This window comes from Armatimonadota bacterium (assembly GCA_029907255.1).
In the GTDB taxonomy this organism is placed as follows: Bacteria; Armatimonadota; UBA5829; order DTJY01; family DTJY01; genus JAIMAU01.
Genome location: JARYMF010000001.1, coordinates 343,037 through 358,120, shown reverse-complemented (window position 1 = coordinate 358,120; position 15,084 = coordinate 343,037). Strand labels below are relative to the sequence as shown.

Below are 15,084 nucleotides of genomic sequence, written 5' to 3'. Positions count from 1 at the left end.
TCAAAGAAAAGAAAGCGCCTATCTTTGAAAACCATACAACCATCCTTTCACTTTATAAAAAGCTTTGAACCTATTATTTGCTTTATGCTCCAGCAATTCTAGGCATGCGTGTCGGCTCGCACTTAAGTGTAGCATCCATAAACTTCCTGAGAAGTTCAGCCTTCAAGCTGAGATAGGCAGGGTCATCCCAACGGTTGTAAATTTCACCTGGGTCCTCCTGCAAATCGAACAGCTCGCCATAATCGTGATTCCGATATACAGTAATCTTGTATCTTTCATCTACGTAGGTTCTTAAATGAACAAGCGTTGGCTCGTGGCGATTCTCCACAACAACATGCTCCCTAGCTGGTTTACCGCCCAACCAGCATTCCAGCTGATTCACACCCGTCATAAACCCGGGTATTTCAATGCCTGCAATAGCAAGAAATGTCGGCGCAAAATCAACAAGGCTCTGGAGTGAAGAATTGACAGCATTTTGTGGCACATGACGCGGCCACCAAACAATCATTGGGACGCGAATCATATCTTCATAATGAAATGGGCCCTTTGCCCGAAGCCCATGTTGTCCCAGAAAATGGCCATGGTCGGTTGTGAACACAATGATTGTATTATCGGCAATTCCAAGCCGGTCAAGCGAATCGAATATTTTGCCGATTTCGCGGTCCATCAGGCTAATCATACCATAGTATATGGCGATGTCTTTCTTTAGTTCCTGCTCATCTTTAAGATGAGAATGAAAGCCATGTGCGCCAAACGTTTCACGATACATTGAAAAGTCCGGCTTAGGTTCCTGAGTTTTGCGAAAGTGCGGAGGATTTCTATCATGCTCGCCAGGAGTTAATTTGCCAGGCACCATATCCTCAGGGTCATACATCGATGCCCATGGCTCTGGAACGAGATATGGCGGGTGAGGGTCTTGGAAACTACTCCATAAGAAAAACGGCTTGTCTTCTTTTATACATTTCTCCATGAATGCAATTGATCGCTCAGCAGTCCAGACGCTGTAGTGGTATTTTTCTGGTAGGTCCCAATGGTGTTTTCGTTTCGGCGCATTCTCCGGCCACTTCCAGAAGTAGTCTTGCCAGTTTTTCAGACCCTTTTCCTCCATCCAGATAGCATAATGCTGGCCAACATGCGATTCATCAGCATGATTTCTGGCTACTTCTACATGTTGAAAGCCATACCATGGCCCATGAAATTTCCTCCAAAAGTCTAAATCACGAAGAATAGGTTGACATTCTAACGATTCACTTCCCGGCTTTGAGGCTAGCGGCTGAAAATGCGCCTTGCCAATTAACCCCGTAGCGTACCCATTCTTTTGAAGAATATCACCCACTGTCGGCACATCTTCAGGCAGCTTGACCCCGATTGTCCATGCCCCATGCTGGGAAGGATATACGCCGGTGATGATGCTCGCCCGTGTAGGAGTACACACAGGGTTTGGGCAGTAAGCCCTTGTAAATCTCGTCCCTTCGTATGCTAACCTATTCAAATTTGGTGTTCTGATGCGTGGATTCGTTACCCCAAGAGTATCGTAGTGCTGTTGATCGCTTGTAATAAGGAGAATGTTGGGCGGTCTTTTGCTCATTTTGGCTCTTCCTCTTCGAGAAACTATTCCTAACAAACAGTTACTCACAAAACTTGCAAGCTCCTTCTAAGAAAAACAACCGGCGTTGACAGTTGCCGCACATAGCTCTATGATTTATTAGGCTAGACAGCATTCTTGAGGCTAGCAATGGGCGAAAACTTTACGAGAATTTACAACTTTCATGGCAAAAAATACAGCACTTGCATTGATGAGGATTTCATCACGATACATCAGCATGGAAAAGGCAGGGATACGACTAACCAACAGCCATGCTGTACGGTCCTAAGTAACGGCACTTGGATGGTTTGCTGGACACAAGCGACCTACGAGGCCGCAAAGGATGAAAGTGTCGTCGGCGCAGTCAGCCACGATTATGGCAAGACATGGAGCAATCCGTTTTACATCGAAGAAGCAAAGGATGAACGAACAGCCTCATGGGGTATGCTTTTTTCGGTCCCCCATACCCAACGTGTTTACTGCTTTTACTGGTGGAATGAGAATGCGTGTTGGCTTAGGGATGCGGGCACAATATACTTTAGGTTCACTGAAGACGAAGGAAAAACATGGAGCGACCGATACCGAATTCAATTACCTCGCCATGAGAAAAACGGCCTTGACATTCCTGGCGAAGAACAGCACGGTTGGAACACTGGTTTCCCCATTCTTACCCCAGATGGCGCAATGCTCCTCGGTTTTACAAAGATATCGCCGCCGAGTATGGTTTGTGAAAAGCCTGGCCACCACTATGGAGACCCCGATCTGTGGCATACCGAGGTCTTCTTTCTTAGATGTGCAAATATCTTAACAGAGGACGACCCTTCCAAACTTGAGTTTATTGTAACTCCTGAAGGTGATTCTGGGCTTTGGGCACCACACAATGATGAGCCAGAACGCCGCTTCTGCCAGGAGCCCTATATGGCTGTATTACCAAGTGGACGAATAATTGCCACTATGCGCACGCGAACCGGCCATCCTTATTATTCAATAAGCGAAGACTGTGGAATTACTTGGCGAAAAGCTGAGCCTTTTCGAATTCGCCCAGCAGGCGAAAAACTCAAACACCCATGCGGACCTTGCCCTATTACAACAACAAGGGATGGACGCGTGCTTTTCTTCTACCGAAATGACAACGCTCCGGTCCTCGGCTGGACAGATCGCCTGTGCTATTGGACAAATAGAGACCCATTCCATGTTTCTGTTGGACGCGAGATGCCTAAATTTGCCCAACGATTTTGCTCCGAAGAAGACAACGCATGCATTTACTTCGATGCGCCGAAAATTATTCTTTCTGGCGTAGAAGCAAATCCTAGCGAACATCCCAATATCGCAAAAAATTACCCAAGACGTCATGCCCAATATCCACACTTCTTTCAATGCGCAGACCGCTTCTTCGTTGTATATTCAAATCACAAAATTGACATACGCTTGAAAGAAATTCCAACAGAAATGTTTGCAGGATATGGTTTGCCGATAACTTAGGAGCGCATATGAACGCTAGAATAAAACCAAATGTACTTTTTCTAATTACTGATCAGCATAATCGGCGTATTGCTGGGTTCGCTGGAAATAAAACAGCTTGCACACCAAACCTCGACCGCCTCGCCGCTGAGTCAATTTACTTTTCGAATACATACTGCCAGGTGCCACTTTGCACACCATCGCGTATTAGCATGTGGACTGGTCGAGTACCTCACAAATGTGGTGCTTGGACGAATTACTCGCCGATATTCCAAGAATACTTAACAATGCCGGAGCACTTTGCAAAACATGGCTATATAACTTGCGGTGTTGGGAAAATGCACGTTGGCGGTATCCGGCCGATGAACGGTTTTCAATACCGACCTTACGGCGATTTGATTCCCAACCGGTTTTGCTGTCATCAACCTGACCCACTTTGGACTGCAAAGGACCAGCAATGGACTCAGCACAGTATTGGCCATTTTCCCTTTGCAGGGGAATCTGAAATTCCCGAAAGTTTACTCCAAGAAAACATTGTTACAAGGGAAACCTTGGCTTTCATTCTCGACCACAATCAAAAAAATCCCAATCAACCATGGTTTGTTTGCGCTTCCTATTCGCGTCCCCATCATCCTCTAACAGCACCTCCTCGTTTTTTTAGAAAATACTGGCCAGATGCACCTGAGCTTCACCCATTGCCAAAAGGTTTTCCAGAGCAAATCCATCCACATGACAAGTTTATTGTAGACGATTACCAACTCGCGAAGTTTTCCGAAAAAGAACGCCGAAAAGGGCTCTCCGCATATTATGCATCTGTTGAGTTTGTTGATTCTTGCATAGGCGAATTGCTCAACAGTCTAGAAAGCAAAAACCTGCTTGAAAACACCGTCATTGTCTATGTTTCAGACCATGGAGACCTGATGTCAGAACATGGCCTTTGGTGGAAGCGAAGTTACTACGATGGATCGGCATCGGTACCGCTTCTAATCCGCATCCCACCAACTCTCAAAGAAACACAAGATCCTAGCAAAATGGAATCGCAAAAGATAACGGAAATCGTGGAATTGCTTGACCTTTTCCCAACCCTTTGCGACCTATGTAGCATTCCGAAGCCGGAAAATCTCGATGGGGAAAGCCTTTTATCGTTCAATAAACAAAAAAGATTAAAGTCAACCGCAAGGAGCGAGCTTATTGCAAGAAAAGAAACCACTTTCCGAATGATTCGAACGCCGGAGTGGAAGTACGTGGAGTTTCCTGAATTCCCACCAGTCTTATTTAATATGATTGAGGACCCCGAGGAAAATCACAATCTTGCACTAGAGCCGAAATATTCGGCAATAGTAAATGAACTTCACGCCTGGTCATGGAAAGACGAGCAATCTTGGGAAAGCCTTTATGCCAAAAAGCAAGCTGACCGCGAGCGCGCCATAAGAGAAGGCTGCACAGTTAACGATTGCTGCCCAAATCAGTACTCACTTCCAAACGGTGAGATTGTTCAGGCAGAAGAAATGCTCTACAAACAATTCTTATAGAAAGGGCTAGATATGAAAGAAGAATGGAAGCGCACCAATCCTGACTTAGTGGTATATCTTCCTAAAGGAATAGATGGGCCAGACCACACGAATCAGCATTTCAATGTCGTTGCAACGCCCAGCGGTGCATTTCTCGCCACCTGGACAAGTGGAACACGAGAAGCCGCTCCTGACCAACGTGTGGTTTTTAGCCGTTCGACAGACAGAGGCAAAACATGGTCGGAACCTGAAGTCCTAGACGGTGCAAAACCCGATGACCCGCCCGGCACAGGAATGGCAAGCTGGCAATTTCCAATAATCTGCCCTGGCATTCTGCCTGGAGGCGGCACGCGAATTTGGTGTTTTTACAACAAAAACATAGGTATCGATGATGCACGTGCGGCTGACACAGGTGTGTGTAGGGGCAGATATTCTGATGACGACGGAATAACTTGGAGTGAGAAGACGTATGACATACCAATTGAGCCGAATGCTATCAGCCATCCTGACCCAAAGGTTCCACCAACATGGATTGTTTATCAAACGCCAACCGTAACACCTGAGGGCGTAGTTTTAGCAGGTTTTACTCGGTGGGCAAGCAACGCGGTTGACCCAAACGTCGGCATGTTTGAACGAGCATCAGAAGTATGTTTTCTGCGCTTTGAGAATATTTTGACCGAAGCCGATCCTGACAGACTCGTGGTTACAACATGGCCCAAAACACCCCATGGGCTCTCAGCTCCAAATCCTTTTCGACCCGGCATCAATACCGCTCAGGAGCCCACAAACCCATCTCTCTCAGATGGCAGGATAATCTGCGTTATGCGAACGTTACTTGGAAGGATTTACTTTGCGCTGTCTGAAGATGATGGCCGCACATGGGATGAACCGCGCCCACTTCTTTACGAACCTGGTGGACAACCGCTATTAAATCCAATGGCTCCTTGTCCACTATACAAGCTCAAGGACGGACGATTTCTACTCGTTTACTTCAACAACGATGGCAGTGGACACGGAGGCAGTGGGCCAACAGACAGCAGGAACGTCAGAAACCCGGCTTGGATTACGATTGGAAGAGAAATACCTGGCGAAAAGAAACAACCAATTAGATTCGGCAAACCCAAGGTATTTGCATCTACAGATTGGACGCCTATCTCAGGTACAGATACGGGAACACAAGTTGCGACATATACTAGCTTAGTAGAAGACAAAGGTGAACGCATTCTTTTTTACCCAGACAGGAAGCATTTCTTGCTCGCAAAATATTTAACCGACGAATGGCTTGCAGATTGCGACCCAGACGTTGTCGGCGTCGGGCCATAGTTTATCTCAGATAAAATAAATGGAGGTTCCAAGCAATGGAAAAATTCCCTACCGTTCAGGAATTATTCGACCTATCAGGCAAAGTTGCTTTCGTAACCGGCGGGGCACGCAATTTAGGATTCGACATGGCTCTAGCTCTTGCAGAAGCCGGTGCGGATGTTTGCATTACATCGCGGAATCTTGAAGATGCAAAAGCCTCGGCAATCAAGATTCACGAAGCAACGGGGAGGCGCGTGCTTCCAATTCAACTGGATGTTAGATTTGAAGACCAGGTAGTACGTGCTGTTGATGAAGCCCTAGCAGAGTTTGGGAAAATAGACATTTTAGTCAACAACGCTGGAAATGTCGTCGCCACGCCTGAAAGTGCTAAACTTGAAAACCGAACACTTGAAGATTGGTACTACACCTTGGATGTCAACCTAACTGGCACCTTCCTTTGTTGCAAGCATGTTGTCCGAAAAACCATGATGCCTCGGAAAACAGGTGTAATCATCAATATTGGCTCAATAGCTGGAATGATTGGCAAAGACCGACGACAATACCAAGGGACTAATATGGGTGGCTGGACGGCAGATTATTGCGCTGCCAAAGGTGGTGTCATAAATATGACTCGCGACCTAGCTTGCTACCTAGCACCTTACAATATTAGAGTCAACTGTATCAGCCCAGGTGGTTTTTGGCGAAATCAACCCGAATCTTTCGTCAAAGCATTCAGCGAAAGTATTCCAATGGGCAGAATGGGACAGGATGGAAAAGAGCTAAAGGGCGCTGTTGTCTTCTTCGCATCCGAAGCTTCAAGCTACTGCACAGGCCAAAACTTGGCAATTGATGGCGGCTTGACGGCTTGGTAGTTCCCCATGAAAAAGATGAACGAAATTAGAAACCTAAAAGTTTTAGTTGTGGGCTTTGGCTCAATCGGACGGCGACACACGAGAATACTGAGCGAACTAGGCATTGAAGACCTTAGGGTCTGCGATCCATTGCCTGAGATGCTCGCAAAGGCAAGAGATGAATTTGGCATTAAAAAAGTATACTCCGACTATGAAAAAAGCCTAGCGGACAAACCTGATGCTGTGGTTATTTGCACGCCTACTGCACTTCACATCCCGCAAGCAATCGAAGCCATAGAAGCTAATGCTGATGTACTTACGGAGAAACCCCTTTCAGTTACTTTGGAAGGTATAGATGAACTTGAAAAGCTAGCGAAAGAAAAACAACACGTCGTCATGGTTGCACACTGCTTCCGTTTCCACGAAGGACTGCTTCGCGCAAAGCAGTGGGTAGAAGAAGGACGTATTGGACGTTTGATTTCCATTAGAGCACTCGTCGGAGAATACATCCCCGAAGTAATGCCTAATTACAAGAACATGTATATTTCAAAATACAGTGGCGTCTATGAACTTATGCACGACATTGACCTTGCGTTGTGGTATGCTAGCCAGCGTCCTGTTCGAGTCTTTGGCATAGATGGCAACTTTAGCGATGTTGAGATGAACTCACCGGATATGGTCGAAATGCTTATAGAATTTGAAGATCGCTGTGTTGCTAGTGTGCATCTAGATTTTTTTGAAAGAGCCCGCCACCGCCAAATGGAATTGTTAGGAACCGAGGGTACAATATTTGTAGAGTTTGCACGATGGGATAAATGCGTTCTTTCACTTTATGAAGCCAAGACAAGAAAGTGGTACATAGAAGAATTAGAAACTGATAGGGATGATATGTTTCGAGCGGAAGATAGAACATTTTTGGAAACCGTGATAAACCGCTCATCCGTCCCCGTTGACATTAGAGAAGGCCGCAAAGTAGTTGAAGTAATGCTTGCAGCCCAGGAATCTGCAAGAACAAAGACGTCAGTGTTATTAAAATCTACCTAGGGAGAAAACAAATGCGTTTGTTGCTTATCGTTTCTACGCTCATATTAATGGCAGTGCAGCTTCTCGCCCAGGAGAATGGGAACATGGAAGGAATTTTAAATGCAAAACAGTACGGTGCAAAGGCTGACGGTGTTACCGATGATACAGCTGCCGTCCAAAAGGCCCTTGATGAAGCCGCAAAATTCGGAGGGGTTGTTTATCTTCCACCAGGGAAATATCTCATCAAGGGAAGCCTGAACATTCCACCAGGAGTCTCGCTTAAAGGCTGCAACAAAGCGCCCAGATACAATAATCCCCTTACAGGAACTGTAATCCTAGCAACCGGGGGCCGAGATGACGAAAATGGTCCTGCTCTTTTCGAACTCCACGCCTCAACTTCCGTAAGTGGCCTTACCGTTTATTACCCCGAACAGAAAGTAACTGACATACATCCATACGCATGGACTTTTCATCTTCAAGGCGAAGACAACACCGTTGAAAATGTTACTCTCATAAATAGCTATAATGGCATTCGTGTTGGTCCAGAGCCAAATGTTCGCCATCGCATCCGAAGTGTCTATGGGTGCGTCCTTCGTCGAGGGATATTTGTTGATGCCTGCACAGACATTGGCCGCATAGAAAACGTCCAGTTTCACGGACATTGGTGGTGGTCAAAAGAGGTAGGCGGCGACATTGAGATAGTAAACAAGTATATGATAAACAACTGTGAAGCATTCATATTTGGCCGAACCGATTGGGAATACGTTACTAACACCTTTGTCTTCCCTGTAAAGATTGGCTACCACTTCATAAAAACGCCAAGCGGCATGTGCAATGGCCAATTTTGTGGAATTGGCGCAGACTGGGCACAAAGATGCATTGTTGTAGAAGAAATCCAATTCATGGGCCTTCTAATCACTAATGGTCAATTTGTTGCTTTTGCCGGTGACAACCCAATCGAAGTGGAAATTGCACCCACATGTAACGGCTCTGTTCGCCTAGTAAACTGTGCATTCTGGGGGCCTTCAATCCAGAATGTCGTCTCTCATAATCAAGGCTTTACATCCCTCTCCGACTGCTACTTCAGCACTCCCCATAGTTCACCAAATCCGGTCGTGGAGGCAGATAATGGACGCCTGCAAATACGAGGATGCAGTTTCCAAGCAGGAAACAAGCCAAGCATTGCCCTCCGAAAAGGTTTAAAGAATGCCATCGTTACAGAAAACAATGGAGAACACGGGGTAGTCATAATCAACGAAATTGGAGACAAAGCAATTATTGCCAATAACGAACCGCCCGAACAGCCATAATAAAGCAGTATAAACTATTCGGAGCAATAATTTGTGTAAATCAACTACAACAAACTAGGCTTTGCGCTTGTATACGGGCACTTTCATATGCTTCCCACCTTCTAGGGCAGATTTATGCGCAATTATCCCCGGTACTGTGTATGCAAGTGCTTCGTATATATCAATGGCTGGTGTGCGCTCATTAAGAAGAGCATCCACAAACTCATGCGTCAAAAAAGGTTCGGCGCCCTCATGCCCGCCGCCAACACGCAAAGGTTCCGGGAGAAGCAATTCGGCCCAATTAGGCGGCTCATATCTTTCGAATTCCGCTAGCCCAACATCGTATCCCGCGCTGTCCTTTACATACTTATTCGTTGCTCTCCGTATTACCGCCCCCACTCCATTTGGATGCGGCTCAAATAAACTCATTTTGCTTCCATACCACTGCGCACGTTCGCATCCACCAAACGCACCCCGCCAGTTGATTGAGACTCTGAAAGCATGCCCTTTGTCAGTTTTAAATAGCGCAGTTTCATTCCAAAACTTATTGTTATAGGGATTACCATCCATAATTGGATCGCCGTCGCCCCATCCAATACAAGTCACTTCGACCAACCGTTCGCCAGTGGTACCCACAAGAAAAGACGTACAGTGGGTAGGATAGAGCATTGGAGGAAAACCCCACCGCCATGTAGGTTTTCCCTCCGCGTCTTTCCATAGCGTATATTCCATCCCAGCATGATGATATTCGGCCTCGGTGTAATAAATGTCTCCGAACTTACCTTCCATATAAAACTTTCGAGCCGATATTGCCACAGGGTGGTAATAACTAGTCTCAGCCATCATATAAGTAAGACCAGTCTTCTGCTGAGTTTCCAACAATTCCTCAGCCTCCTCCAGGGACATACACGCAGGAACTGCCGAGATAACATGCTTACCAGCTTTCATACAAGTTACACAGTGTTTCACATGGTCTGGCGCACCTGTAAACACGGCCACAGCATCGACATTCCTATCCTTAACAAGCTCCTCTAATGAATTGTAAGCCTTATCGCACTTATAAACGTTTTGGAGGTGCTTCCGTCTATCTTCCCTCAAATCACTTACTGCTTCGACAATGCAGTTTGGATGCAAATGCCAATGAAATGCAGCACCGAATCCACCGCCAACAACCCCAATCCTGATTTTCTTTGACGACTTTTCCATTCTTTTCCCTCCAGCCTCTTCCGAATCTGCCAATACCATGCTTGGTGTTAACGCGGCCCCTGCCAAAGCCACACCACTCCAACGTAAAAAACTCCTTCTCGAGTAATCCATTAGCCATCCCCCTTCTTTTGCTAACTTACAAAACCTGCTAACTGTCAGAATATTGCCACCACCAAGGATAAAATGTCAAGAAGTGCTATCCCAATCACAATTCTCTGCCTCTTTAAACTAAAAACCAACATGGAGGTTATTCGAAAGATTTTGGAGAATTTTTCAATAGAGAACGTGATTCCCAAAGGTTCAACTAAACAATAATGCCACCGCAAATTATGTGAAGGGGAATCAAAAGCATGAAATCAACGCGGAGAGAGTTTATGAAACTTGTTGGCGCTGGACTCGCCGCCATTTCGAGTAGCAATGTTTTTGCAAGCGAAAATAAGAGCAGGCCCAACATTCTGTTTCTAATGACCGACCAACACCGATGGGACTGCTTAGGATGCATGGGCAACAAGGCAATCAAAACTCCGAACCTGGATCGCATAGCGCGCGAAGGAGCGCTTTTCTTAAATGCATATAGTTCGACACCAACCTGCACCCCTGCACGAGCAGCGCTCTTGACCGGCCTATCCCCTTGGCACCACGGGATGATAGGATTCGGCCAAGTTGCCGAACGGTATGCCTTCGAGATGCCGCGTGCACTTAATGATGCAGGCTACTATACGTTCGCAATTGGAAAGCTCCACTACCATCCTCAACGCAATTACCATGGCTTCCAAGGAGCACTACTTGACGAATCAGGCCGCGTATTTAGCCCGGATTTCATTAGCGACTACCGAAAATGGTTCAAGGAAAAAGCTCCAGACCTAAACCCAGACGCAACCGGCATTGGCTGGAATGACTACCGTTCAGGAATTTATGCCTTGCCTGAAGAATTGCATCCAACCCGATGGACTGGTGACCAAGCTGTTAATTTCATTGAAAACTACCGACGCGACGAACCTTTCATGCTGAAGGTTTCATTCGCACGTCCCCATAGCCCCTATGACCCACCAAAGCGCTTTTGGGAATCGTATAATGAAGACGATATGCCAGCGCCATATATCGGCGACTGGGCAGCAAAGTTTGGCGAGAAAGCCAACCCTAAAAATTACACTTTATGGTATGGCGACCTGGGCATCGAGCAAGTTAGACGCTCACGGAGAGGCTATTATGGCTCAATTTCCTTTATTGATGAACAGGTTGGCCGCATCCTGAAAGCGCTTGAGAAAAGGGGCATGATGGAAAATACTCTGATATTGTTTACCTCTGACCACGGCGATATGCAAGGCGACCACTACCATTGGCGAAAGTCATATCCATACGAAGGCTCTGCAGCCGTGCCAATGCTTATCCGATGGCCAGAAAGCTTGGGCATTGCAACAAAGCGAGGCATTAGGTTGACCCAAGTCGTAGAACTTAGAGACGTACTGCCAACATTCCTCGATGCGGCAGGTGCAACTATTCCAAATAATCTTGATGGCCACAGTCTGCTTGAGCTCATACGAGGCAACGCGAACAGCTGGCGCGAATATCTCGACCTAGAACATGACGTCTGCTACAGCCCAACGAATAATTGGTATGCGCTTACAGATGGGCGTTGGAAGTACATATTTAATGGCTTCGACGGCAGCCAAGAACTCTTTGATCTTAAAGAGGACCCCGGCGAGGAACACAATCTCGCTAATGACCCTGCATACTCAAGAACGCTCAAATTCTGGCGGCATCGGCTTATAAAGCACCTTTCAGAAAGAGATGAGCGCTTCGTGGCAAATGGGGACCTAGTTTTACGAAAAGAGAAAATCTTGTATGGTCCAAATTATCCAACCAAACCGCAAAATGAATAATCTTTGAAGCTGGACCTTTAAAAAATGGCAAAACAATCTAGAAAGCTTAATATCCTTATCCTTTGTCCAGACCAACTCCGTGCGGACTACCTGTCATGCTACGGACATCCAACGATTGGCACGGCGAACATTGACCGCCTAGCTATGGAAGGCGTCAGGCTAAATCGCGCTTACTGTGCCGCTCCTCTATGCGGGCCAAGTCGAATAAGCTTCGTAACATCAACCCGCATGTCCGAACACAACCATCGTAACTACGGTTCAACTATTGATTATGCTGTCCCAAACCTTGTTCGCTCACTTAAAGCCGCGGGTTACAAGACAGCAATGTTTGGCAAAAACCACTGCTTCAATGTTGAACAGCTCTCCGAGATTTGGGATGAGCTAGACCATGTGTGCGCAGGCAACTATGACGACCATCCCAAATACAAGCGTTCCTTCGATGCGTTCCCAATGGAAAATAATTACCATTTCAACCTAACCGCCCGACTTGGAAACGAAGCTGTCAACTTTATCAAGCAACAAAGGAACAGCGGTGAGCCTTATTTATTATGGGTCAACTGGCAGGACCCACACCCGGCGTACACCTGCCCAGAACCCTACTTTTCCATGTTCGACCGAAATTCCATTCCACTGCCGCCGAAGTACCGCGAAGGAGGTGGCTCAGGGAAGCCAAAGCGGCTCAAAAATTGGCAAATCAACTGCCAAGCCGCCGAAGCAAAAGATGACGAAATACGCAATGCACGCGCCGCCTATATGGGCCAGATAAGATACGTAGATGATTGGGTCGGCAATATACTCGACACCCTTGACGAAACAGGTCAGGCGAACAATACTCTCGTCATTTTCTTTTCAGACCATGGAGAGCTTCTCGGCAATCAAGGCGCATGGCATAAGATTGGCGTCTTCTATGAATGCTTGGTCCGCATTCCAGTAATTATTCGTCACCCGGAAGGTTTATATCATGGGGTATATGAGGGCTTAGTTGAAGAAGTTGACCTCGCTCCCACAATTCTAGATGCCTGCGGAATCCCCAAACCCCTCAGTTTCGTTGGAGATAGCATCCATGATCGACTCATTGAGGGAAAGCTTGGATTTGAATATGGAAGGCCTGATGCCCTAGTTGAAACAGGAATGCTCGCTCCTACATGGCCCGGACCGTTTGGCAAACCGCAAAAAGCGCCATTTTCTCCAAACCAATTTGGGCCCGGCGCCATGATTACCGATGGACGATTCAAGCTCTCCATATATTACGATGATACGCCTGAACTTTACAACCTTGAGAATGACCCCGAAGAATTGGAAAACCAATTTGAAAACCCAAAACTAAAGGAAGTTCGCGAACGTCTAACGCTCAACCTATGTCGGCGAATATTGGGAGCTGGTGTAAGAGATATTGGCGATATCCGCTGGCCCGAAGAATATGACGACCCGCGGGATTCACCGCTAGAAATTGCTTCGAAAAGGAAAAATCCTTCAAAATAAACAGTAGCTTAATTGAATGTGCTTCAATAAGACGCTAAATAAGTTGAGCTGGAGAAGAACTTATGCCAAATGATATTCTCGTACTAATGACAGACCAACACCGAGCGGATTGGATTGGTGCATTCGGCGGTAAACACGTCCGCACACCAAATCTAGATAGCCTTGCATCTGAAGGAGCAATACTCACACGGTGTCTAACAACTTCGCCAATCTGTATGCCTGCGCGGACCTCCTTTCTTACCGGCCAATACCCTCATAATTTCGGCATGTGGGACAATATAGGAAGGCTTCAAGATACATCTGAGAGCTGCCTCCATTCTCTAAAGAACGCCGGCTATCGAACATGCCACGTCGGAAAGAGTCATTTGTATCCCCATGGCGGCAAGGACCTCCGCGATGAAGAACCCTACATGCACGCACTTGGATGGGATGACGTCCTTGAGACCACAGGGCCTCTTTCAACTGTTACAACAAAGTCTATTTTGACAGACTGGATGGAGAAAAACGGTATATACCAGACTTTTCTCGATGACTATCGAAAGCGCCGTGAGGTTGGCAACAGCCGCGCACTTTGGCCCTCGCCGCTGCCCGATGGGATGCTTATGGACGATTTCATCGCCCAAACGGCTTTGGAGTATATCCAGCAGTCAGATACAAGCAAGCCCCTTTACCTTTTTGTTGGCTTAGGAGGACCCCACGACCCTTGGGACCCTCCGCAAAGCTGGGATACCTATCGCTTAGAAGATATGCCAATGCCTCTCGAACGCGATCCAACACCCAATTGGCTCACCGGCAAAGCTCTTGAATACCAAGAAAAACTCTTCAGCAGGAATAAAGACCTAAACCATGAGCATTGGGCAAGGATGCGAACCCTATATTCAGCGCGTGTCTCACATTTGGACTATTTAATTGGGAAAATCATTGATACTTGGCACAAAGTCAGAGGCAAAAACTCTTGGATAATCTTTTGGAGCGACCACGGCGAGATGTTGGGCGATAAAGGCAGAACAGGCAAATGCGTATTTTTCGGCCCTGTCGTGCGAGTTCCGGCGATAATTCGACCACCCAACGGGACTGCTGGTCCCGTCCAATGCAGCAAATTAGTTTCGCTTCCTGATTTAACAGCTACTATCCTTGATGTAGCAGGGTGTGAACCCGGTCGAAATGTTTTCGGAATGTCGCTAATCCCTGTGTTCGACGATTCCAACCAAGTGGGTCGCAACCTCGTTATCAGCGAACTTTTTGACCTAACTATGGTTTACGACGGCAGATGGAAGCTTGTATTAAATAGTCAAAACGAGGTAGTTCAACTATTTGACACCCTACAAGATCCTACTGAATCTCTCAATCTCGCGTGCCATGAGAAAAGCGCTGACATAATAAATCATCTTCGCCATGAACTCCTGCAATTTCTCCTTAGCACAAACGACCGCCAATATAGGGAGGTAAACGGCTAAAAGTTGCAGTAAAATTAAAATAAAGATAGCTTTT

11 protein-coding genes are annotated in these 15,084 nt (G+C 46.6%); 9 read left to right on the top strand and 2 right to left on the bottom strand.

The genetic code is table 11. The annotated features are described in order from the left end of the window. Positions 1-82: 82 nt before the first annotated feature. The gene (locus QHH26_01385) at positions 83-1,588 is read right to left on the bottom strand and encodes a sulfatase-like hydrolase/transferase (GenBank protein MDH7480612.1); all 1,506 of its coding nucleotides are present in this window, start codon (positions 1,586-1,588) and stop codon (positions 83-85) included. A 147-nt stretch (positions 1,589-1,735) separates the two neighbouring features. Here QHH26_01385 and QHH26_01380 point away from each other — a divergent pair, with 147 nt between their 5' ends. The 6 genes from QHH26_01380 to QHH26_01355 are packed head-to-tail and all read left to right on the top strand — an operon-like array spanning position 1,736 to position 9,043. After that, positions 1,736-3,067 carry a sialidase family protein gene (locus tag QHH26_01380; GenBank protein ID MDH7480611.1) on the top strand — a complete coding sequence of 444 codons (1,332 nt, stop codon included), beginning with the start codon at positions 1,736-1,738 and terminating at the stop codon, positions 3,065-3,067. Between the two features lie 8 nt (positions 3,068-3,075). Then, complete coding sequence (locus QHH26_01375; protein MDH7480610.1) at positions 3,076-4,578, top strand: sulfatase-like hydrolase/transferase; 1,503 nt, start codon at positions 3,076-3,078, stop codon at positions 4,576-4,578. 12 nt (positions 4,579-4,590) lie between these two features. Then, positions 4,591-5,880 (top strand): exo-alpha-sialidase, encoded by a 1,290-nt coding sequence (locus QHH26_01370; GenBank protein ID MDH7480609.1) that lies wholly within the window; start codon positions 4,591-4,593, stop codon positions 5,878-5,880. Positions 5,881-5,915: 35 nt separating this feature from the next. After that, on the top strand, positions 5,916-6,731 hold the full coding sequence (locus QHH26_01365) for an SDR family oxidoreductase (GenBank protein MDH7480608.1): 816 nt from the start codon (positions 5,916-5,918) through the stop codon (positions 6,729-6,731). A 6-nt stretch (positions 6,732-6,737) separates the two neighbouring features. Next, positions 6,738-7,754, top strand: coding sequence for a Gfo/Idh/MocA family oxidoreductase (locus QHH26_01360; protein MDH7480607.1), 1,017 nt, complete (start codon positions 6,738-6,740; stop codon positions 7,752-7,754). 11 nt (positions 7,755-7,765) lie between these two features. After that, positions 7,766-9,043, top strand: a complete 1,278-nt coding sequence (locus tag QHH26_01355) for a glycosyl hydrolase family 28-related protein (protein MDH7480606.1) — start codon at positions 7,766-7,768, stop codon at positions 9,041-9,043. A 54-nt stretch (positions 9,044-9,097) separates the two neighbouring features. Here QHH26_01355 and QHH26_01350 read toward each other — a convergent pair whose 3' ends face one another. Then, a complete protein-coding gene (locus tag QHH26_01350) occupies positions 9,098-10,339 on the bottom strand; it encodes a Gfo/Idh/MocA family oxidoreductase (protein ID MDH7480605.1) in 1,242 nt (413 codons plus the stop codon). A 263-nt stretch (positions 10,340-10,602) separates the two neighbouring features. Between QHH26_01350 and QHH26_01345 the strand changes: the two genes are divergently transcribed. The 3 genes from QHH26_01345 (at position 10,603) to QHH26_01335 (ending at position 15,050) form a co-directional block, all read left to right on the top strand. Then, a complete protein-coding gene (locus tag QHH26_01345) occupies positions 10,603-12,111 on the top strand; it encodes an arylsulfatase (protein MDH7480604.1) in 1,509 nt (502 codons plus the stop codon). A 24-nt stretch (positions 12,112-12,135) separates the two neighbouring features. After that, the gene (locus QHH26_01340; protein MDH7480603.1) at positions 12,136-13,593 is read left to right on the top strand and encodes a sulfatase-like hydrolase/transferase; all 1,458 of its coding nucleotides are present in this window, start codon (positions 12,136-12,138) and stop codon (positions 13,591-13,593) included. A gap of 62 nt (positions 13,594-13,655) precedes the next feature. Continuing rightward, positions 13,656-15,050: a sulfatase-like hydrolase/transferase gene (locus tag QHH26_01335; protein ID MDH7480602.1), complete on the top strand. Its 1,395-nt coding sequence runs from the start codon at positions 13,656-13,658 to the stop codon at positions 15,048-15,050. Positions 15,051-15,084: the final 34 nt, after the last annotated feature.

Bases quoted from the DNA above. Each gene is read 5' to 3' on its own strand.
- QHH26_01335 (MDH7480602.1), top strand. From the start codon at position 13,656: ATGCCAAATGATATTCTCGTACTAATGACAGACCAACACCGAGCGGAT.
- QHH26_01365 (MDH7480608.1), top strand. From the start codon at position 5,916: ATGGAAAAATTCCCTACCGTTCAGGAATTATTCGACCTATCAGGCAAA.
- QHH26_01370 (MDH7480609.1), top strand. From the start codon at position 4,591: ATGAAAGAAGAATGGAAGCGCACCAATCCTGACTTAGTGGTATATCTT.
- QHH26_01360 (MDH7480607.1), top strand. From the start codon at position 6,738: ATGAAAAAGATGAACGAAATTAGAAACCTAAAAGTTTTAGTTGTGGGC.
- QHH26_01385 (MDH7480612.1), bottom strand. From the start codon at position 1,588: ATGAGCAAAAGACCGCCCAACATTCTCCTTATTACAAGCGATCAACAG.
- QHH26_01380 (MDH7480611.1), top strand. From the start codon at position 1,736: ATGGGCGAAAACTTTACGAGAATTTACAACTTTCATGGCAAAAAATAC.
- QHH26_01340 (MDH7480603.1), top strand. From the start codon at position 12,136: ATGGCAAAACAATCTAGAAAGCTTAATATCCTTATCCTTTGTCCAGAC.
- QHH26_01345 (MDH7480604.1), top strand. From the start codon at position 10,603: ATGAAACTTGTTGGCGCTGGACTCGCCGCCATTTCGAGTAGCAATGTT.
- QHH26_01355 (MDH7480606.1), top strand. From the start codon at position 7,766: ATGCGTTTGTTGCTTATCGTTTCTACGCTCATATTAATGGCAGTGCAG.
- QHH26_01375 (MDH7480610.1), top strand. From the start codon at position 3,076: ATGAACGCTAGAATAAAACCAAATGTACTTTTTCTAATTACTGATCAG.
- QHH26_01350 (MDH7480605.1), bottom strand. From the start codon at position 10,339: ATGGATTACTCGAGAAGGAGTTTTTTACGTTGGAGTGGTGTGGCTTTG.